Raw genomic sequence first — 18,465 nt, 5'->3', positions numbered from 1 at the left:
CTCGCCAGTCCGCTACCGATACTCCGACCGAAGAGCGCCCGGCCGCCGGCATGAGCACTGTCGCCCGGCCCGATGAGACGACCACCCGCCACTTCAGTTCCCCGGGCGGGCCGGCGGCGCACGACCGCAAGGATCGCGTTCCGGTCACCCCGCGTGACACCGACACCGACCCGACGCTGGAGCAGCAGCCGGTCCGGGACGCCAAGCCGGCCCCGGTCGACAAGAAGCCGCGGGCCAGCCTGCTTGCCACGCTCGGCCTGATCCTCGGCGTGGTCGCCGCCATGCTGGTGCTGTCCGGCCCGCTGATGGGCTACGGCATCGGTGTCGCGGGGCTCGCGCTGGTGCTGTCGCTGGGCGGCGTCCTCGCCACCCGCCGCCGGCATGTGGCCGGCAAGTCCGACGCCCTGCTCGGCATGGTGCTTTCGCTCGCCGCGATCGTCGTCGGCGTGCTCGCGCTGACCGGCTCACTCAGCTGGCTCGGCACCGACATGCAGCCGGTAAACACGGCGCGCGAGTGGCTCGACGCACAGTTTGCGAACCGTTTCTGACGGGTATCACACTGTTACGGAACCGGGACGGCTATCGCCGGACCCGCCCCGAAATGTTCCGGCGGTGCGCTGGAGGCAATGGACAGGGCCGACACCCGATGCGGGTGCCGGCCCTTCCGCTTGCAACGATTCGTTGTGAGAAGCCCCAACCGCGCAATGATCCGATCGTGGCGAGCAAGGTTGATCTGCGGCGCGAACAGGGGTTTCCCGCATAGCGTGGCCATCATGACCACCGTGGACTCGCGTACGCCGGACGCGCTCGCCGACGCCGAGCGCTGGACGGCCCACAACTACCACCCGCTCCCGGTGGTGATCACCGACGCCGAGGGCGCCTGGGTCACCGACGTGGACGGCCGCCGCTACCTCGACTTCCTGGCCGGCTATTCGGCGCTGAACTTCGGCCACCGGCATCCGGGGCTGATCGCGGCCGCGCACGCCCAGCTCGACCGGCTCACGCTGACCAGCCGCGCCTTCGTGCACGACCAGTTCGCCGACTTCTGCCGCGGCCTGGCCCAGCTCTGCGACAAGGACCTGGTGCTGCCGATGAACACCGGGGCCGAGGCGGTCGAGACCGCGATCAAGGTCGCCCGCAAGTGGGGCTACCAGGTAAAGGGTGTGCCGGACGGCCAGGCCACCATCATCGTGGCCGAGAACAACTTCCACGGGCGGACGACCACGATCGTCAGCTTCTCCACCGACCCGGACGCGCGGAACGACTTCGGGCCGTACACGCCGGGCTTCACGATCGTGCCCTATGGCGACCTGGACGCGCTGACCGCGGCGATCGACGAGAACACGGTGGCGGTGCTGCTGGAGCCGATTCAGGGCGAGGCGGGGGTGCTGGTGCCGCCGGCCGGTTACCTGCAGGGGGTGCGCGCGGCCTGCACCGAGAACAACGTGCTGATGATCGCCGACGAGATCCAGTCGGGGCTGGGGCGCACCGGCCGCACCTTCGCGATCGAGCACGAGGGTGTCGTACCGGACATGTACGTGCTGGGCAAGGCGCTGGGTGGCGGGATCGTACCGGTGTCGGCGGTGACCGCGGACCGGGACGTGCTCGGGGTGCTCAAGCCCGGCGAACACGGGTCGACGTTCGGTGGCAATCCGCTCGCCTGCGCTGTCGGCGCCGAGGTCGTCCGGCTGCTGCAAACCGGCGAGTTTCAGGAAAAGTCCGAAAAACTCGGGCACAGCCTTCACGAGGGCCTTCGAGCCATGCCTGGTGTCAAGGCGGTTCGCGGCCGTGGCCTCTGGGCCGGCGTGGACATCGATCCGGCTCTGATGACCGGCCGCGAGGCATGCGAGCGGCTGGCCGAGAACGGCGTGCTGGTCAAGGACACACACGGCTCGACGATCCGCCTGGCGCCCCCGCTCGTGGTCAGCGAAGCGGATCTCGAGCTCGCGCTCGGAAAAATCCGGAAAGTCTTGTCTTAACGCTCGAACTTGCGGATGGCCATGGTCGGGGCGTCGGACATGACGGACGACGGCTGGCTTACGCCACCGTTGGCCCACAGCCGCGCCCGCCCGACGTTGACCCCGGCGTAGAGCTCGACGACATCCTCCCCGGCCAGCACCCGGGTCTCGTCGCGGGCCAGCGTGATCCGCTCGTCGTCGTCGGCCGAACCACCCGGCCGGATGCCGGTGCCGTTGGTCGAGACGTCCTGGACGGTGAGCTCCTCGCCGTCCAGGGCGAACTTCGCGTGCCCGCGGCTGATCCACTTGCGCGCGTCCTCGCTCAGCCACTGGCCGAGCATGATGCCGCCGCCACCGTCGGGAGCCCGGCCGACCACGACCGGCGCCCCGGCCGCGACCACGAACCGCTGCCGGTTGATCTCGTCGATGCGTACCGAGAGAACCTCGACCTTGGGCCGGGGACCGGCGTCGCTGAGCCGGGTGCCGTGCCGCGGGCAGGTCGGCGCGCCCGCCTTGATCGTCGGCGGCGGCTGGGCCACCGGGCTGGTCGACTTGCGCATGTCGGCGAACGGGCTGTCCGAGTCGCCGCCGCCGAAGTTCGAGCAGTTCGACTCCGCGCAGCGCCACACCCGGGCCAGCAGCTTGGCCCCCATCGGGGACGGCTCACCGACGGCCGGGATCTCGCCCCGGCCGACCCGGGCCACCAGCACCGGCCCGCCGGCGCCGGGCACCGCGGCCAGCAGCCGGCCCGGCTCGTCGACCCAGGACCGGCGGTCGCGGAACTGCTCGGCGCGGTTGCGGGTCAGCACCGGCAGGCCGATCAACTCGGCCACCTCGAGCACCCGGTCGCCCAGCTCGGGAACGACCTCGATGACGCCGTCGTCGGCCCAGCGGCGGATCACCATGCGCTCGTTGGAGGTGAGGTCGGCGTCGGAGAGCAGGCCGCGTGGCGCCACCGCGTACACCGGGACGCTCTCCTCGGCCACGTGCCGGCCGAGCGCGTCGATGACCAGGCCCAGGCGCAGCATGCTGGCCGGGCGGCCACCGTCCAGGTCGGCGTAGCGAACCACCTCGGACAGGTCGACCACGGCGCGGGCCAGCGCCGGGTCGGTGGTGAGCCGGGCCTCGATGGCGTCGAGGACCTTGCTGACCTCGAATCTCACTGATGACTCCCAGGGCGCGCACGGTTACCTCGGGCCATCATGCCGTCTGAGGGCGCGCAGGTGAAACGCGGGCTCGTTTGCGCACGCATCGAATGGGGCACATCCGTGCCGCGCCGGTGTCAATCGGACGCCGGCGGAGTCTGGGAGGAACCCACTATGCGGACCCGATCCGTGCTGGCCCTGGTGGCCGCGACCGCACTCGTGGCCGGGTGTGATCCGGCGAGCCCGGCGGATCCGGGCGCTCCGTCCGATGCGCCAGCTCCGTCCAGCAGCGCCACCGGCGCGGCCGCTGACCCCGCCGCCACGCAGTCGCTCGGCCAGGCCGCCGCCGCGCTCGGCAACACCAGCTTCAAGGTGACCATGACGTCGGGTCCGGGCTTCCGTCTCACCGGGCAGATGGACGCGCCCGGCGGCAAGGGCTCGGCCGAGATGAAGGCGACCGGCACCAACACCGAGATCACGGTGCAGACCCGGCTGGTCGGGCAGGACCTGTACGTACAGGTGCCGGGCGTGACCAAGGCCGGCACCTGGACCCGGATCGACATGTCCCGGCTGCCCGAGGGGGCCAACCTGGGCCTCAAGCCGGGCCAGATCGACCCGGCCAACACCGCCCAGCTGCTCTCCTCGACCACCGACGTGCGGCAGACCGACCCGCGCAAGTTCGAAGGCAACCTCGACCTGACCAAGGCGGTCGGGCTGACCGGCGTCGACCAGGCGACGGTCCAGAAGTACGGCACCAACGCGCAGAAGGTGCCGTTCACCGCCGGGCTGGACGAGCAGGGCCGGCTGTCCGCGCTGACCATCCAGCTGCCCGCGGTCAACGGCCAGCAGGCGCAGCCGCTCGAGGTGCTCTACACCGACTACGGCGTCTCGGTCCCCGACCTGAAGCCGGCCGCCAACGAGGTCGTCGAGGCCCCGGCCGACCTCTACTCGACCCTGGGCGGCAAGTAGCGGAATCGCAGGGGCGTGGGCTGATTCGCACCGATCCACTCGTCGATCCGCGCCCACCAGTCGTACAGCCAGGTGATGCGCTCCTGCTCGGTCGCCGGGATCTCCTCCGGCGACACGCTCCAGAAGCGCATCACCAGCTGTTTGTCCATGGGCAGCTCACGCCAGACGTCGCCGACGGTCAGCATCCGGTCGAGGCCGGTGTGCGCGACGAAGACCACGCCGGAGTCCGGGGCCGCGTCGATCGCGGCGAGCAGCCCGCCCGGCTTCGGTGGCAGCAGGTGCTCCAGATCCTCGGCCCGCTCGGCCAGGTCGCGCAGGCCCCGGGCACGCAGCCGTTCGATCGCCCGGATCCGCCGCCGGGGCGTGAAGTTGCCGCCCTCCGGAAAGATCACGAACGCGTCGTTGTCGTCGAGCCCGACGGCCAACTCGCCGACCTCCCGCTCCAGCGTCTCCGAGGAGACCTGGCCGGGCAGGATGAAACGGCTGGGCAGGCGGTTGAGCAGCACGTCGACGGCCGGGTCCCACTGCAGGGTGGCCTTCAGCACGATCCGCGGCTCCCGGGCGAACCAGTTGACCAGCGCGTGGATCAGGATGAAGGAGTCGCCGGGGCCGGCGTGCCGGCTGACCACGATCTCGGGCCGGCCGGGGAGCGCGGTGTCCGGGTCGGTGCCGACCACGTCCACCTTGAGGTGCAGCGACCAGCGGGCGATCCAGAACAGGAAGCGCAGGAAGGCGCCGGTCACCGCGTAGTGGGCGCGCTGGAAGCCGGGCGAGCGGATGGTCAGGCCGAAGCCGGACGCCACCCAGAGCACGAAGAGCACGACGAGCGCGGCCGCGTCCCAGACGACGTAGACGATGGCCAGCCCGACCAGCCGCGGCACCCGCAGGTGGCCGGGCATGACCGGGGACAGCGCGAGGGCCAGGATCAGCCACACCGGCAGCGTGGTCAGCAGGACCAGGGCGAGCGCGATGACGACCGGGGCGAAGACGACCCGGCGGACCCAGATCGGCGGCATCAGGCGTCGCCCGCCGACAGGTTCGCGGCCAGGTAGCGGCGCGAGGCGGTGTACGCCCGGCTGATCCGGCGCCCGACCGCGGCCATGTCCCGGTAGGCCCACGGCGAGTCGTCCCGGCCCTCCCCGCCGCCGGTCGGCAGCACATGCACGGCCACATCATCCGGCAGGGCCGCGACCTCGCGGGCGAACCGGTGCCGCCGCGCGATCTCGAACGCCACCTGCGCCACTTCCCACGGCCGTTTGGGTACGGCCAGCGGCCGCTCGATCCGCCCCACCTGCAGCACGAAGATCAGCTTGGCGCCGACCCGCACCGCCTCACCGATCGGGATCGAGTTCACGATCCCGCCGTCCACGAAGTGCTCGCCGCCCATCTCCATCGGCGGCAACAGCCCCGGCACGGACGAGGAGGCGAGCACGGCGTCGACCAGCGGCCCACTGTCGAACCAATGCTCGGCGGCCCGCTCGATGCTGGCCGCGCAGCATCGGAACGGCACCTTCAGGTCGTCGAAGACGGAATGCTCGCCGAGCTCACTTTCCAGCAGCCGGCGTAGCGGAAGCGGCGAGTGCAGGTGCGTCCGGGCCGCGAACCGCCGCATCTGCCGCCCGATCGAGTCCCCGTAGACGGCCGCGGCCTCCGGCGAGGTCCACAGCCGCACCAGCCGATCGGTCGACTCCTCGCTCGGCTCGGCCGCGACCAGCGCCCCGTTGACCGCTCCGATCGAGGTCCCGACGACGACATCGGGCCGGATCCCGGCGCGGAACAGGGCCCGCAGCATCCCCACCTCGACGGCGCCGAGCACCCCACCGCCACCAAGCACGAACGCGACCGGACCCATTCCCCCATCCTGCCCCACCCCTGAGAAGCAAGGTCACAACCCCTTGTCGTAGCGGGGTGGGTGGTGCTGACCGCAGCTCCCGCCGAGGTCGGTCCGGCGGCCGCACGCTTCGCTTCCGCGGCCGCCTCCCTGCGATGTCCGTGCGTTGGTCACCCCCGCCGCTCACGCGGCCCATGGGTCGTGCGCGAGTGAGTGGGCAGAACAACCCGGAACGGGGGCAGGGAGGGTGACCACCGCCCGGCCCGCGTGTGTGTCACGGTTTGTTCAAGTCGTGCGTACCCTTAAATGGTTTTGAACGGCAAAGCTCTGAGCGGCAACGATAACTGCGCGTGATTCGATGATCACCGATGCGGTATCGCGTTTGATCTAGGCGCGCGGTAGGCATAACGGATGCTGCCGACGCCATCCGACCATATGGCGCCTCAGCACCTGCCCAGGCACTCGTTGGACACCGAGCCCGGTGGGCGTCATCGACGGCCCGAGACCCTGGCCGACACGATGTCCCGGCGGGTGGAGGCGCGCGACACCACCGCCCCACCCGACCGCGCCAAGCGGCGGCGTGGGCGCCACAGCCGCCCGGGCGACCCGTTCTCGATCACCGTGCGCGCGCTGACTCCGGAGCGCCGCCGGCCGGTCATGGGATCGCACCGCGCGCCCGGCACCCTGCCCATCGAGGCGTGGCTGCTGGCCGGCCGGCCCAAACAGCAGGCGCTACTGGCGAGCCTGGTCGCGGTCGGCCTGACCCTGGTGATGATCCCGGTGGCACGGTCGGCGAACCCGGGCGACCCGGTGAACGTGGCCGGTCAGTCCACGGTGGCCGAGCGGGCCGCCCGCAAGCCGCAGACCGGCGGCGCCGGGCCGGACGCGGCCGGTGGCAAACCGCAGCTACCGCCGCAGCACGACGAACCGGCCAAGGCCAAGCCGGCCGGCACCGCCCCGGAGGCCGTGCTGAAACCAGCGCCGCAGCCGAGCGCACCGAGCGCCGAGCCGTCGGCCGTCACCGTGCCGCCGGGCGACGGGCCGTCCGAGTCGCTGCGCACCACCGGGTCGAACACGGTCGCGCTGACCTTTGACGACGGTCCCGACCCGGAACACACGCCGGCAATCCTGTCGATGCTGGCCGAGTACGACGTCAAGGCCACCTTCTGCCTGGTCGGCGAGCAGGTGCAGAAGCACCCGGAGATCGTCCGGCAGATTGTCGCGGCCGGGCACACCCTGTGCAACCACACCTGGGACCACGACCTGAAGATCGGGAAGAAGAAGCCGAAGCAGATCCGCGCCGACCTGGAACGGACGACGGCGGCGATCCAGGCGGCGGCGCCGGGGGCCGAGGTGCCGTTCTTCCGCGCGCCCGGCGGCAACTTCACCGACCCGCTGGTGCAGGTGGCCTACCAGGAGCACATGCGGTCGCTCTACTGGGAGGTCGACCCGCAGGACTGGAAGCACGACCAGGGCGAGGACGACGACGCCCACGTCAAGCGCGTGGTCGCCGAGGTGCAAAAGTCGGTGAAGCCGGGCGCGATCGTGCTGTCCCATGACTTCAACCAGCCCGACACGATCCTGGCCTACGCCCAGTTGCTGCCGTGGCTCAGCGCGAAGTACGAGCTCGGCGTGCCGCCGGTGGCGAAGGACGATCCGGCCGCTGACAGCTAGGGCACCAGAAGAGGTTGCGCGCCGCCAGTTCACCGCGTGCGACCGCCGTGCCGCAGACGTGGCAGGGCTGCCCCGGCCGACGATAGACGTACACCTCACCACCGTGCCGGTCGACGCGTGGCGCCCGGCGCATGGCCTCCGGCGTGTGAGCGGTGTGCACGGTGTCGATCCACCCCTTGACGACGCCCTCCCTCATCAGCTCCCGCAGGTCCGTCCACATCGCATCCCAGCGCTCCGGCGCCACCTCCCGCCCCGGCGTGGTCGGCGCCACCCCGGCCCGGAACAGCACCTCGTTGGCATAGATGAGCCCGCAGCCGGCGACGATCGACTGATCGAGCAGCAGCGCGAACACCGGCCGGGCGCTACGCAGCACCTGTTCCCGCGGATTTTCCGAGTCGCCGCGCAGCGGATCGGCCCCCAGCCGCGCGATCAACTCCCCGACCTGCTGTTGGTCGAACACCTCACACGCGGTCGGCCCGCGCAGATCGAGCCAGTGCGCGTCGCCGGCCATCCGCATCCGCACCTGCCCGACCGGCGCCGGCGCGGGCAGTGCCCCGTCGCTTACCTTGCCGTAGAGCCCCAGATGCACATGCACCCACAGCCCGCCGTCGTACCGGTGCAGCAGATGCTTCCCGTAGGCCTCGGCCCCGGCGAACTCCCGCCCGTCGACAAGCGCCGCCCCCGCCGCGAACCGGCCCTGCGGACTCGACACCGCGACGCGCCCGCCCCCGAAGAGCTCCCGATGCCGCGCGGCGAGCCGATGAATCGTATGACCCTCTGGCACCCCGCCAAACTACCCATGATCAAACTCATCGATGGGTACGCCCACCGCATTCCCGGCCCACCACCGTGGATGGGAGTGGTAGGCCCGGGCGTCGGGGTGTGGATGCCGCGCTGGGCGACCACTGTGGATGGGGTCAGGCGTCGGTGAGGGTGGCGGCGATGAAGTCGAAGGCGGCCGGGATGGCGGTGCTCCAGTAGTCGAAGTTGTGGTCCCCGGCGGTGAAGGAGCCGGCGGCCGGCTTGGTGGGCAGCGCCGCGCCCAGTGACCGCACGTTGTCGTAGAGGGCGTCGTCGCGGCCGCACCACAGCCCGACCGGCGTGTCGGCCAGCCGCGCGGCGTTGCCGAACACCGCGTCCCCGGGCGCCACGGCGGGCGAGAAGGCGGCGACCGAGCGGACGAAACCGGGAAACGCGCCCGCCAGCAGCAGCGCGCCCGATCCGCCCATCGACCAGCCCCACGCGGCCAGCCGGGTGGTGTCGAACTCGCGGGCCGCGCACCATTCCGGAAGTTCCTCGTGGACCATGCGTTGCGGGTCGTCGCCGGGGTGCGGTGTCCAGCCGAGACGGTCGCCGGCCGCGCCGGCCAGGACGAACGGGGCCGCGCCACGCTGCACCGCGTCGGTCAGGAAGCGGCCCAGCCCGAGCGCGGCGAAGTCGGCCGGGCGCTTGGAGCCGCCGTGCAGGATCAGGCACACGGGCAGGCCGCGGCCGTCGCCGTAGCCGTCCGGGACCGCGGTGTAGAAGTCGACGGTCCGGCCCCGGGCGGCCGACTGTTCCTGGGTCAGCTGCTCGTCGCCGGCGGGGGCGCTGAGCCGCACCGGCGCGGGACCGCGGTCCTCCCGGAGCCAGAGGCCGGCCGCGGCCGCGGTGACCGCGACCGATCCGGCGGTGAGCATGGTCCGTCGGCTGATGCGTCGCACGGTTGTACAACGCCCGGGAACGATCGAGGTTGCCGCCGGAGCCTAGCCGGCGGCGTGCACGGCGTCGGTGGCCTTGCGCGCGGCGATCAGGACCGGGTCCCAGACGGGAGCGAACGGCGGGGCGTAGCCGAGGTCGAGGGCGGTCATCTCCTCGACGGTCATCCGGTTCCAGACGGCGACGGCCAGGGAGTCGATCCGCTTGGCGGCCTCCGAGCGCCCGACGATCTGGGCGCCGAGCAGGAGCCCGGTCCGCTTCTCGGCGATCAGCTTGATGGTCATCGGTGCGGCGCCGGGGTAGTAACCGGCCCGGCTGGTCGACTCGACCGACGCGGTGACGAAGGCGTATCCGGCCGCCTCGGCCTCGGCCGACGTCAGGCCGGTGCGGGCCACCTCGAGCTCGCACACCTTGGTGACCGCCGTGCCGATCACGCCGGGGAAGGTGGCGTACCCGCCGCCGATGTTGATGCCGGCCACCCGGCCCTGTTTGTTGGCGTGGGTGCCGAGCGGCACGTGCACCGCGCGTTTGCTGATCCGGTGGATGGTCTGCACGCAGTCGCCGGCGGCCCAGACGCCGTCGATCGGGCCGTCGTCGCCGCACACCCGCATCCGCAGGTCGGTGACGAGGCCGCCGGTCGGCCCGAGGGGGAGGCCGGCCCTTTCGGCCAGCGCTGTGTTGGGGCGTACGCCGATGCCGAGCACCACGATGTCGGCGGCCAGCGTCCCGGCCGGCGTGACGACGCCACGTACCCGGCCGTCGCGCAGGTCGAGGCCGTCCACGTGCGCGTCGGTGCGTACGTCGATGCCTTGTTTCTCGATCGCCTCGTGGACGAGCGCGCCCATGTCGGGGTCCACCGTGGCCCGCATCGGCTGGGGCGACTTTTCCAGGAGGGTCACCTGGAGCCCGCGCTGCACCATGGCCTCGGCCATCTCCACGCCGATGTAGCCGCCGCCGATGACCACCGCCCGTCGGACTTCGAAGTCGGCCGAGTCCAGCCAGGCGTGGATGGCCGCGCCGTCGTCGAGCGTCTGCACCCCGAACACCCCGGCGCCACGTTCCCGGGCCCAGGGCGGCGTGACCGGGACCGCCCCGGTGGCGTACACCAATTGGTCGAAGCTTTCCCGAATCTCGCCGCCGGGGGAGGACAGCGAGCGGGCCACCACCTCGCGCCGGTCCAGGTCGATGCCGACGACCTCGTGCCGTAGCCGTACGTCGATGCCGTTGGCCCGGTGTTCGGCCGGGGTGCGGGCGATCAGCGCGTCACGGTCGGTGACGGCCCCGCCAATCCAGTACGGAATGCCACAGGCCGAATATGACGTGAAGTGACCACGCTCGAACACGACTGCGTCGAGGTCGTCCTTGAGCAGCTTGCGCGCCTGGGACGCGGCCGACATTCCGCCCGCGTCGCCCCCGATGACGACGAGCTTGGTGGTCATCCGCGCGTCGCCACTGCCAACCAGTCCACCACGTCCTTGACGCTACCCCCGTCGGCCAGCAGCGCGCGTTGTCTCGCCGCACCCGTTCCGCCCGAGCGCAGCTTGGCCAGCAGTTCGTCGACCAGTTCGCGGTCGCCGTGCCGGTCGAGTTCGGGTGCGACCAGCCGGTGGAGGTCGTCCATGAGGTCCCAGGTGGGCCGGACGCGCTGGTCGAACGGGTCGATGTTGTCGCCTTCGAGCCCGTCGTGGGCGGCCCGCCAGTGCGCGGCCGACAGCAGCGGCTGGGGCACGTCGGGGGCGCGCAGGCCGTCGGCGACCCGCTTGACGAAGGTGGAGACGAGGCCGCGGGTGAGCGCGGCGAGCAGCATGGTGTGGTCGAGGGTCGGGCAGACGTCGCCCATCCGGATCTCGACGGTGGGGTACTGCGCGGAGAGCCGCGAGTACCAGTAGAGCATTCCCTCGTCGAGCATCGCGCCGGTCGCCTCCAGGCCGGCCACCAGGTCGAGGTACTGCTGGTGGGAGTGCAGGTAGGGGGTGGGCCCGACGGTGGGCCAGCGCTCCCACATCATCGAACGCCAGCTGGCGTAGCCGGTGTCCTGCCCGTCGGACAGCGGCGAGTTGGCCGTGGCGGCCTGCAGCACCGGCAGCCAGGGCCGGAGGAAGTTGAGCACCTGCACGCCGGTCTCCGGGTCGGGGACGGAGACGTGCACGTGCATGCCGTTCATGCCCTGGCCGGGGGAGAGGTTGCCGAACCGCTCGCGCATCCGGTGGTAGCGCGGCGCGTCGCTGATCCGGGCCGGTTCACCGGGGCCGGGTGCGGAGCCGACGGCGACCAGGCGTACGCCGGCCCGATCGGCCGCCTCGGCCAGCCCGGTCCGCAGGGTTCGCAGTGCCTCGTGCAGCGGCGCCAGCCGCAGGTGGGGCGGGCTGGCCACCTCGATCTGGCTGCGCTGGAACTCGCGTTGCACCGAGTCCCGCAGCTCCTCCGGCACCTGGGCGTTGACCTCGTCGTACGCCTCGACGGCGTGCGGTTCGGTGGCGTGGGCCAGCAGGTATTCCTCCTCGACCCCGAGGGTCAGCAGGTCCTGCGTCTCGGCTTCGTCGGCCAGCTCGTCGGAGATCGTGGTGGCGTCGCTCATGCGCGAGTTCTACCCGCCCCGCATGACATAGACACATGTACATATTGACAACGGCTTGTAACACACTCGAAACTCCCGTGAGAGCGCTCTCAGAGTAGAAGGGCCATCCCCCATGAGTCTTCAGAAAAGGCTGCTCGCGGTAGCTGCCACCACCCTTGCCCTCGGCGCCGGCTCGCTGGCCGTGGCCGGCACCGCCGACGCCTCCCTTCCCCCGCCGCCGTCGGGCTGGACCCAGGTCTGGGCCGACGACTTCATCGGCTCGGCCAACACCCTGCCCAGCTCGTCCGACTGGATCATCGACACCGGCACGTCGTACCCGGGCGGCCCGGCCCAGTGGGGCACCGGCGAGATCCAGACCTACACCAACTCGACCGCCAACCTGGCCCAGGACGGCTCCGGCAACCTGCGCATCACGCCGATCAAGGGCAGTAACGGTCAGTGGACCTCGGGCCGCATCGAGACCACGCGCAGCAACTTCAAGCCCCCGTCCGGCGGCGTGCTGCGGATCGAGAGCCGACTGCAGATGCCGAACGCGACAGGTGCCGAGGCGGCCGGCTACTGGCCGGCGTTCTGGGCGCTCGGCGCGCCGTACCGCGGCAACTACCAGAACTGGCCGGGCGTCGGCGAGCTCGACGTGATGGAGAACGTCAACGGCATCAACGCGGTCTGGAACGCGCTGCACTGCGGCGTCAACCCGGGCGGCCCGTGCAACGAGACGAACGGCATCGGCACCAACCGGCCCTGCCCGAACAGCACCTGCCAGGGCAACTTCCACACCTACGCGATCGAGTGGGACACCAGCGTCTCGCCCAACCAGTTGCGCTGGTACGTCGACGGAGTGCAGTCGCACACGGTCACGCAGAGCCAGGTCGGCGAGCCGGCGTGGTCGAACATGACCTCGCACGCCGGCTACTTCATCCTGCTCAACGTGGCTATGGGCGGCGCCTTCCCGAACGGCGTGGCGGGCTCGTCGACGCCGACCGCGGCTACCGTCTCGGGCCGTCCGATGCTGGTCGACTACGTGGCGGTCTACAGCAAGGGCGGCGGCACGACCCCGCCGCCGTCCGGGGACACCCGGGACGCGTACTCGCGGATCGAGGCCGAGTCGGCCAACGCGTCGGCCGGCACCCAGACCGAGACGTGTTCGGAGGGCGGTCAGGACGTCGGCTGGATCGCCAACGGGGACTGGCTGCAGTTCAACAACGTCAACTTCGGGACCGGTGGGGTACGCGACTTCGTCGCCCGGGTCGCCTCCGGTGCCGGCAGTGGGGTCAGTGGCCTGATCGAGGTGCGCGTCGACAGCCGTGGCAACGCCCCGATCGGCAGTTTCGCCCTCGGTAACACCGGCGGCTGGCAGAACTGGACATCGATTCCGGGCAACGTCAGCAACGTCTCGGGAACACACACCGTGTATCTGACCTTTACCAGCGGTCAGCCGGCGGACTTCATGAACATCAACTGGATTCAGTTCAGAAAGTAAATAGATCGACGGGTGCCTCTTGCCAGGTTCAGTTAACAGTCCTAATAATTACGGGACTCCCCGAACCTGGAAGGGGCACCCTCCATGCGCCGTTCCTTAGTCCTTGGCCTCACCGCCGCACTGCTCGCCGGCGGATCGGCCGTCTACCTCGCCTCGGCCGCGGACGCCGCGGTCGCCTGTGAGCCCGCGTGGAGCGCCACGCAGGTCTACGTCAGCGGCAACCTCGCCGCCCAGAACGGCCACAACTACCGCGCCAAGTGGTGGACCCAGAACGAGAGCCCGGCCACCCACAGTGGACAGTGGGACGTCTGGGCCGATCAGGGCACGTGCGGCGGCGGGACCACTCCGCCGACCGATCCGCCGACCGATCCCCCCACCGACCCGCCGACCGATCCGCCCACCGATCCGCCCGGCAACCCGAACGATCCGCTGCCCAAGCACTTCCTGACGGGTTACTGGCACAACTTCGACAACCCGGCCAACGAGTACCGGCTCAGCGCCGTACCCGCCAACTACGACCTGATCGCGGTGGCCTTCGCCGACGCCACCAGCACGCCCGGCGCGGTGTCGTTCAACATCGACGCCGGCCTGAGCGCGGCCCTCGGCGGCTACACCAACGCCAACTTCAAGTCCGACATCGCCACGCTGCACTCACGCGGCAAGAAGGTGATCATCTCGGTCGGCGGCGAGCGTGGCACGGTCAGCGTCGGTGACTCCGGCTCGGCCACCAACTTCGCCAACTCGATCGTCAACCTGATCAGCCAGTATGGCTTCGACGGGGTCGACATCGACCTGGAGAACGGGCTCAACCCGACCTACATGGCCCAGGCGCTGCGCAGCATCCGCAGCCGGGTCGGCGCCAACCTGATCATCACGATGGCGCCGCAGACCATCGACATGCAGAACCCGGCCGGGTCGTACTTCAAGCTCGCCCTGGACATCAAGGACATCCTGACCGTCGTACACACCCAGTTCTACAACTCGGGCGCGATGCTCGGCTGCGACAACAACGCCGCGTACGGCCAAGGCACCGAGAACTTCATCGTCGCCCTCGCCTGCATCCAGACCGAGAAGGGCCTGCGCCCGGACCAGGTCTCGGTCGGCCTCCCGGCCAGTCAGGGCGCGGCCGGCGGCGGCTACGTCGCGCCCAGCGTGGTCAACGCGGCGCTGGACTGCCTGGCCCGCGGCACCAACTGCGGCTCCTTCAAACCCCCGCACACCTACCCGGGCATCCGCGGCGCCATGACCTGGTCCATCAACTGGGACATGACGACCGGCAACGCCTTTGCCAACACCGTTCGCCCCCACCTGAACACCCTGCCCTAACCCCTTACCCCCCACGTACGAAGGGTCGAATCCCCATGAAACTCCGCAGCAAACTGCTCACGGTCGCGGCCGTGGCAGTCACCGGCATCGGCCTGGCCGTGCTCCCGATGGCGGCCTCCAACGCGGCCGAGGCCTGCGCCGGGGCCTGGAGCGCCTCCCAGGTCTACGTGGCCAACAACACCGCGTCGCAGAGCGGCCACAACTACCGCGCCAAGTGGTGGACCCAGAACGAGAGCCCGGCCACCCACAGTGGACAGTGGGACGTCTGGGCCGACCAGGGCGCCTGTGGCGGCACGACCCCGCCGGACGACCCGACCACCCCGCCGGACAACCCGCCGCCCGGCGGCACCAAGATGGCGTCGGCGCCCTACGTCTACCCCGGCTGGGGCAACCCGCCGGCGCCGTCGACCCTCACCGGGACCGGCATCCGCTCCTACACCATCGCCTTCGTGCTGGCCAACGGCTGCAACCCGGTCTGGGACGGTGAAGGTGGCCTGACCGGCGGCGTGCACGCCAGCTGGATCAACGCGGCCAAGGCGGCGGGCGCGTCGATCGTCCCGTCGATCGGCGGCTGGCAGGGCAACAAGCTCGGCCCGAACTGCTCGACCCCGGACGCGCTGGCCGGCGCGTACCAGAAGGTGATCGACGCCTTTGGCCTGCAGGCGATCGACATCGACATCGAGAACACCGACGAGTTCGAGAACACCGTCGTCGCCGACCGCATCGTCGACGCGCTGAAGATCGTCAAGCAGCGGAACCCCAGCGTGAAGACGATCCTGACCTTCGGCACCTCGCCGACCGGCCCGAACTACTACGGCTCGCGGCTGATCGACCAGGCCAAGGCCAAGGGCGCGAACATCGACATCTTCACCCAGATGCCGTTCGACTTCGGTGGTGGCGGCGACATGTACGGCGCCACCGTGGGTGCCACCGAGGGCCTGAAGAACAAGCTCAAGTCGACCTTCGGCTGGAGCGACGCGACGGCGTACGCGCACATGGGCATCTCCGGCATGAACGGCCTGTCCGACCAGCAGGAGAAGACCGACCCGGCCACCTGGACGCGGATCCGGGACTACGCCAAGAGCAAGGGTCTGGCCCGCTTCACCTTCTGGGCGGTCAACCGTGACCGGCCGTGCCCGGGCGGCGGCGTGGTCTCCGACTGCTCCGGCATCGACCAGAGCGTCTGGCAGTTCACCTCGATCAGCGCCGGTTTCTGAGCCCTGCCCACGCCTGTCCTGAACGAAACTGTTTCGTTCCGCAGGGGCCGTTCGTCGGTCGAGCCTGAACGAAACTGTTTCGTTCCGCAGGGACCGTCCGTCGGTCGAGCCTGAACGAAACTGTTTCGTTCCGCAGGGGCCACCCGCCCGTTGAGCCTGAACGAAACTGTTTCGTTCCGCAGGACGCGCCGAGCGGCCGTCAGCCCACGTGGCCGGCGGCCGCTCGCCGTTTGCGTACCTTCTTGATCACCCACCAGCCGACCACGCCGATCATCAGCGCGTAGATGGCGTAGTCGAACCAGTGGCTGTACTGCTCGATCCGCTGCCAGCGCGACCCGAGCAGGAAGCCGCCGCCGATGAAGAGCAGATTCCACACCCCGCTGCCGATCGTGGTCAGCAGCGTGAAGATCCCGAGCGGCATCCGGTTGGCGCCGGCCGGGATGGAGACCAGGCTGCGAACCACCGGCGCACACCGTCCGAAGAGGACGGAACTCTTGGCGTGGCGTTCGAACCAGCGGTCGGCCTGGTTCAGGTCGTCCAGGTCGACCAGGGGCACGTGGTCCAGCCAGCGTTTCAGGCGGTCCTCGCCCAGCGCGTACCCGAGCCAGTAGAGCGCCAGCGCGCCGACCACCGACCCGGCTGTGGCCGCGACCCACACCAGCACCACGTTGATGCTGCCCTCGCTGGCCAGATAGCCGGCCATGGACAGCACGATCTCGCTCGGGATCGGCGGGATGATGTTCTCCAGCGCGACCAGCAGACCCACGCCGGCCTCGCCGAGCGACTCGATGACCGAGGCCACCCACCCGGTCAGCCCGCCCACCGAAGAGAGATCCGTTTCCGCCATAGGGACGCAACGTACCCAGAAATCCTTAGAACTACCTGGAGTTTCGACCGCCGGTGCTCCGGTGACTAAAGGGGCCATGAGCGACCGGTGGTACGACAAGGCCGTCATCTATTGCCTCGATGTGGATACGTTCGCCGACTCCGACGGCGACGGCTGCGGTGACTTCCGTGGCCTGATCGGCCGGCTCGACTATCTGGCCCGGCTCGGCGTCACGTGCATCTGGCTCAACCCGATCCACCCGTCGCCCAACCGCGACGACGGCTACGACGTGTCCGACTTCTACAACGTCGACCCGCGCTTCGGCAACCTGGGCGACTTCGCCGAGCTGCTGCACCAGGCCGGCAACCGCGGCATCAAGGTGATCATCGACCTGGTCGTCAACCACACCTCGGACCAGCACCCGTGGTTCCAGTCGGCCCGGTCGTCGCCGGACTCGCCCTACCGGGACTGGTACGTCTGGTCCGAGACCGCGCCCCCGGACCGGCACCAGGGCATGGTCTTCCCGGGCGAGCAGGCCACCACCTGGTCCAAGGACCGCAAAGCGGGCCTCTGGTATTACCACCGCTTCTACAAGTTCCAGCCCGATCTCAACATCGACAACCCCGATGTGCGTGCGGAGATCAAGAAGATCTGTGCCTTCTGGCTGCAGCTCGGGGTGGCCGGTTTCCGGATGGACGCCGTCCCGTTCATCATCGAGCAGACCGAGCCCGGCAACCCGAACCCGCGCAAGGACCTCGACTTCCTCAGCGACCTGCGGCAGCACGTGCAGTGGCGCAAGGGTGACTCCGTGCTGCTGGCCGAGGCCAACGTCGAACCCGACCAGCTGACCAAGTTCTTCAGCGACGCCGGCGGCTCGTCCAGCCGGATCCACATGCTGTTCGACTTCATGCTCAACACGCGGCTGATGCTGGCGCTGGCCCGGGAGAACCCGGAGAGCGTCATCGACGCGCTGCGGGACACGCCGAAGCTGCCGGACGGCGGTCAATGGGCCACCTTCCTGCGCAACCACGACGAGGTCGACCTGTCCCGGCTGACCGCCGAGCAGAAGGCCGACGTGCTGGGCAAGTTCGGGCCGGACGAGAACATGCAGCTGTACGGGCGCGGCATCCGGCGGCGGCTGGCCCCGATGCTGGGCGGCGACCGCCGGCATCTCGAGCTGGCCTACTCGCTGCAGTTCAGCCTGCGTGGCACCCCGGTGCTGCGGTACGGCGACGAGATCGGGATGGGCGACGACCTGTCGCTGAACGGGCGCGATGCCATCCGTACCCCCATGCAGTGGAGCCTGCTCCCCAACGGCGGTTTCTCGACCGCCCCGAAGGACCAGCTCGTGCGCCCGGTGATCGCGGACGAGGAGTACGGGTACGAGAAGGTCAACGTCACCACCCAGCGGCACGACCCGAAGTCGCTGCTGTCGTGGTTCGAGCGGATGATCCGCACCCTGCGTGAGTGCCCCGAGGTCGGCAGCGGCTCGTGCACGCACGTCGACGTGCCGATGCCGACCGGGGTGCTGGTGCACCGCTGCGACGACGTCAGCGGCACGATGGTCTTCATGCACAACCTGTGCAACAATCCGGGCGTCGTCGACCTGAGCTCGCTGGCCGGCGAGGCCGAGTTCCCCAACGACGTGCTTGCCGATCAGGAGTACGCCGATCCCGCCGGGCTCGATAAGTTGGACATCGCCGGGTACGGCTACCGCTGGATCCGGCTGCGTCGTTCGTTGTGACTTTCTCCTGGAGGTAACA

16 protein-coding genes are annotated in these 18,465 nt (G+C 70.1%); 8 read left to right on the top strand and 8 right to left on the bottom strand.

The window, feature by feature from the left end; genetic code table 11:
* Positions 1–50 precede the first annotated feature (50 nt).
* Together ACGFIO_RS01605 and rocD are read left to right on the top strand one after the other, a co-directional pair.
* Positions 51–548, top strand: a complete 498-nt coding sequence (locus ACGFIO_RS01605; protein ID WP_392820639.1) for a hypothetical protein — start codon at positions 51–53, stop codon at positions 546–548.
* 225 nt (positions 549–773) lie between these two features.
* Positions 774–1,979, top strand: coding sequence for an ornithine--oxo-acid transaminase (rocD, locus tag ACGFIO_RS01600; RefSeq protein ID WP_392820637.1), 1,206 nt, complete (start codon positions 774–776; stop codon positions 1,977–1,979).
* Here the strand turns inward: rocD and ACGFIO_RS01595 are convergent.
* A complete protein-coding gene (locus tag ACGFIO_RS01595) occupies positions 1,976–3,121 on the bottom strand; it encodes an FHA domain-containing protein (RefSeq protein ID WP_392820634.1) in 1,146 nt (381 codons plus the stop codon). The genes rocD and ACGFIO_RS01595 overlap by 4 nt on opposite strands.
* 156 nt (positions 3,122–3,277) lie before the next feature.
* Between ACGFIO_RS01595 and ACGFIO_RS01590 the strand changes: the two genes are divergently transcribed.
* Positions 3,278–4,072: a hypothetical protein gene (locus tag ACGFIO_RS01590; protein WP_392820632.1), complete on the top strand. Its 795-nt coding sequence runs from the start codon at positions 3,278–3,280 to the stop codon at positions 4,070–4,072.
* On the opposite strand, the gene ACGFIO_RS01585 is transcribed toward ACGFIO_RS01590, so the two are convergent.
* Both ACGFIO_RS01585 and ACGFIO_RS01580 read right to left on the bottom strand, forming a co-directional pair.
* Positions 4,048–5,088, bottom strand: coding sequence for a 1-acyl-sn-glycerol-3-phosphate acyltransferase (locus tag ACGFIO_RS01585; protein WP_392820629.1), 1,041 nt, complete (start codon positions 5,086–5,088; stop codon positions 4,048–4,050). The two genes, ACGFIO_RS01590 and ACGFIO_RS01585, sit on opposite strands and share 25 nt — an antisense overlap.
* The gene (locus ACGFIO_RS01580) at positions 5,088–5,924 is read right to left on the bottom strand and encodes a patatin-like phospholipase family protein (protein ID WP_392820627.1); all 837 of its coding nucleotides are present in this window, start codon (positions 5,922–5,924) and stop codon (positions 5,088–5,090) included. Before ACGFIO_RS01580 ends, ACGFIO_RS01585 begins: the two co-directional genes overlap by 1 nt.
* A 414-nt stretch (positions 5,925–6,338) precedes the next feature.
* On the opposite strand from ACGFIO_RS01580, the gene ACGFIO_RS01575 reads away from it, so the two are divergent.
* Complete coding sequence (locus ACGFIO_RS01575; protein WP_392820624.1) at positions 6,339–7,577, top strand: polysaccharide deacetylase family protein; 1,239 nt, start codon at positions 6,339–6,341, stop codon at positions 7,575–7,577.
* Here ACGFIO_RS01575 and ACGFIO_RS01570 read toward each other — a convergent pair.
* From ACGFIO_RS01570 to ACGFIO_RS01555, 4 genes are all read right to left on the bottom strand, one after another.
* Complete coding sequence (locus ACGFIO_RS01570; RefSeq protein WP_392820622.1) at positions 7,513–8,361, bottom strand: Fpg/Nei family DNA glycosylase; 849 nt, start codon at positions 8,359–8,361, stop codon at positions 7,513–7,515. The two genes, ACGFIO_RS01575 and ACGFIO_RS01570, sit on opposite strands and share 65 nt — an antisense overlap.
* 133 nt (positions 8,362–8,494) lie before the next feature.
* Positions 8,495–9,280, bottom strand: coding sequence for an alpha/beta hydrolase (locus ACGFIO_RS01565; protein ID WP_392820620.1), 786 nt, complete (start codon positions 9,278–9,280; stop codon positions 8,495–8,497).
* A gap of 42 nt (positions 9,281–9,322) precedes the next feature.
* On the bottom strand, positions 9,323–10,714 hold the full coding sequence (locus tag ACGFIO_RS01560; RefSeq protein ID WP_392820618.1) for an FAD-dependent oxidoreductase: 1,392 nt from the start codon (positions 10,712–10,714) through the stop codon (positions 9,323–9,325).
* On the bottom strand, positions 10,711–11,853 hold the full coding sequence (locus ACGFIO_RS01555) for a glutamate--cysteine ligase (protein WP_392820615.1): 1,143 nt from the start codon (positions 11,851–11,853) through the stop codon (positions 10,711–10,713). The genes ACGFIO_RS01560 and ACGFIO_RS01555 overlap by 4 nt, the downstream gene beginning before the upstream one ends.
* Positions 11,854–11,965: 112 nt before the next feature.
* Between ACGFIO_RS01555 and ACGFIO_RS01550 the strand changes: the two genes are divergently transcribed.
* From ACGFIO_RS01550 to ACGFIO_RS01540, 3 genes are all read left to right on the top strand, one after another.
* Positions 11,966–13,333 (top strand): carbohydrate-binding protein, encoded by a 1,368-nt coding sequence (locus ACGFIO_RS01550; RefSeq protein WP_392820613.1) that lies wholly within the window; start codon positions 11,966–11,968, stop codon positions 13,331–13,333.
* An 84-nt stretch (positions 13,334–13,417) separates the two neighbouring features.
* Positions 13,418–14,659 (top strand): chitinase, encoded by a 1,242-nt coding sequence (locus ACGFIO_RS01545; protein ID WP_392820611.1) that lies wholly within the window; start codon positions 13,418–13,420, stop codon positions 14,657–14,659.
* A 35-nt stretch (positions 14,660–14,694) separates the two neighbouring features.
* Positions 14,695–15,876, top strand: a complete 1,182-nt coding sequence (locus ACGFIO_RS01540; RefSeq protein WP_392820609.1) for a chitinase — start codon at positions 14,695–14,697, stop codon at positions 15,874–15,876.
* A 199-nt stretch (positions 15,877–16,075) separates the two neighbouring features.
* Here ACGFIO_RS01540 and ACGFIO_RS01535 read toward each other — a convergent pair whose 3' ends face one another.
* Entirely contained in the window at positions 16,076–16,723 is a 648-nt protein-coding gene (locus ACGFIO_RS01535) for a DedA family protein (protein WP_392820607.1), read from the bottom strand.
* 76 nt (positions 16,724–16,799) lie between these two features.
* Between ACGFIO_RS01535 and ACGFIO_RS01530 the strand changes: the two genes are divergently transcribed.
* Positions 16,800–18,446 carry an alpha-amylase family protein gene (locus tag ACGFIO_RS01530; RefSeq protein WP_392820605.1) on the top strand — a complete coding sequence of 549 codons (1,647 nt, stop codon included), beginning with the start codon at positions 16,800–16,802 and terminating at the stop codon, positions 18,444–18,446.
* The last annotated feature ends 19 nt before the right edge of the window (positions 18,447–18,465 follow it).

The sequence above is a fragment of the Actinoplanes sp. NPDC049265 genome (genome assembly GCF_043197135.1).
Taxonomy (GTDB): domain Bacteria; phylum Actinomycetota; class Actinomycetes; order Mycobacteriales; family Micromonosporaceae; genus Actinoplanes.
This window is presented reverse-complemented; position numbering and strand designations above follow the sequence as displayed.

What these genes read in the sequence shown, in the direction of transcription:
- ACGFIO_RS01535 (WP_392820607.1), bottom strand. Translation starts at nt 16,723, where the DNA reads ATGGCGGAAACGGATCTCTCTTCGGTGGGCGGGCTGACCGGGTGGGTG.
- rocD (WP_392820637.1), top strand. Translation starts at nt 774, where the DNA reads ATGACCACCGTGGACTCGCGTACGCCGGACGCGCTCGCCGACGCCGAG.
- ACGFIO_RS01575 (WP_392820624.1), top strand. Translation starts at nt 6,339, where the DNA reads ATGGCGCCTCAGCACCTGCCCAGGCACTCGTTGGACACCGAGCCCGGT.
- ACGFIO_RS01540 (WP_392820609.1), top strand. Translation starts at nt 14,695, where the DNA reads ATGAAACTCCGCAGCAAACTGCTCACGGTCGCGGCCGTGGCAGTCACC.
- ACGFIO_RS01580 (WP_392820627.1), bottom strand. Translation starts at nt 5,924, where the DNA reads ATGGGTCCGGTCGCGTTCGTGCTTGGTGGCGGTGGGGTGCTCGGCGCC.
- ACGFIO_RS01555 (WP_392820615.1), bottom strand. Translation starts at nt 11,853, where the DNA reads ATGAGCGACGCCACCACGATCTCCGACGAGCTGGCCGACGAAGCCGAG.
- ACGFIO_RS01560 (WP_392820618.1), bottom strand. Translation starts at nt 10,714, where the DNA reads ATGACCACCAAGCTCGTCGTCATCGGGGGCGACGCGGGCGGAATGTCG.
- ACGFIO_RS01530 (WP_392820605.1), top strand. Translation starts at nt 16,800, where the DNA reads ATGAGCGACCGGTGGTACGACAAGGCCGTCATCTATTGCCTCGATGTG.
- ACGFIO_RS01605 (WP_392820639.1), top strand. Translation starts at nt 51, where the DNA reads ATGAGCACTGTCGCCCGGCCCGATGAGACGACCACCCGCCACTTCAGT.
- ACGFIO_RS01585 (WP_392820629.1), bottom strand. Translation starts at nt 5,088, where the DNA reads ATGCCGCCGATCTGGGTCCGCCGGGTCGTCTTCGCCCCGGTCGTCATC.
- ACGFIO_RS01545 (WP_392820611.1), top strand. Translation starts at nt 13,418, where the DNA reads ATGCGCCGTTCCTTAGTCCTTGGCCTCACCGCCGCACTGCTCGCCGGC.
- ACGFIO_RS01550 (WP_392820613.1), top strand. Translation starts at nt 11,966, where the DNA reads ATGAGTCTTCAGAAAAGGCTGCTCGCGGTAGCTGCCACCACCCTTGCC.
- ACGFIO_RS01590 (WP_392820632.1), top strand. Translation starts at nt 3,278, where the DNA reads ATGCGGACCCGATCCGTGCTGGCCCTGGTGGCCGCGACCGCACTCGTG.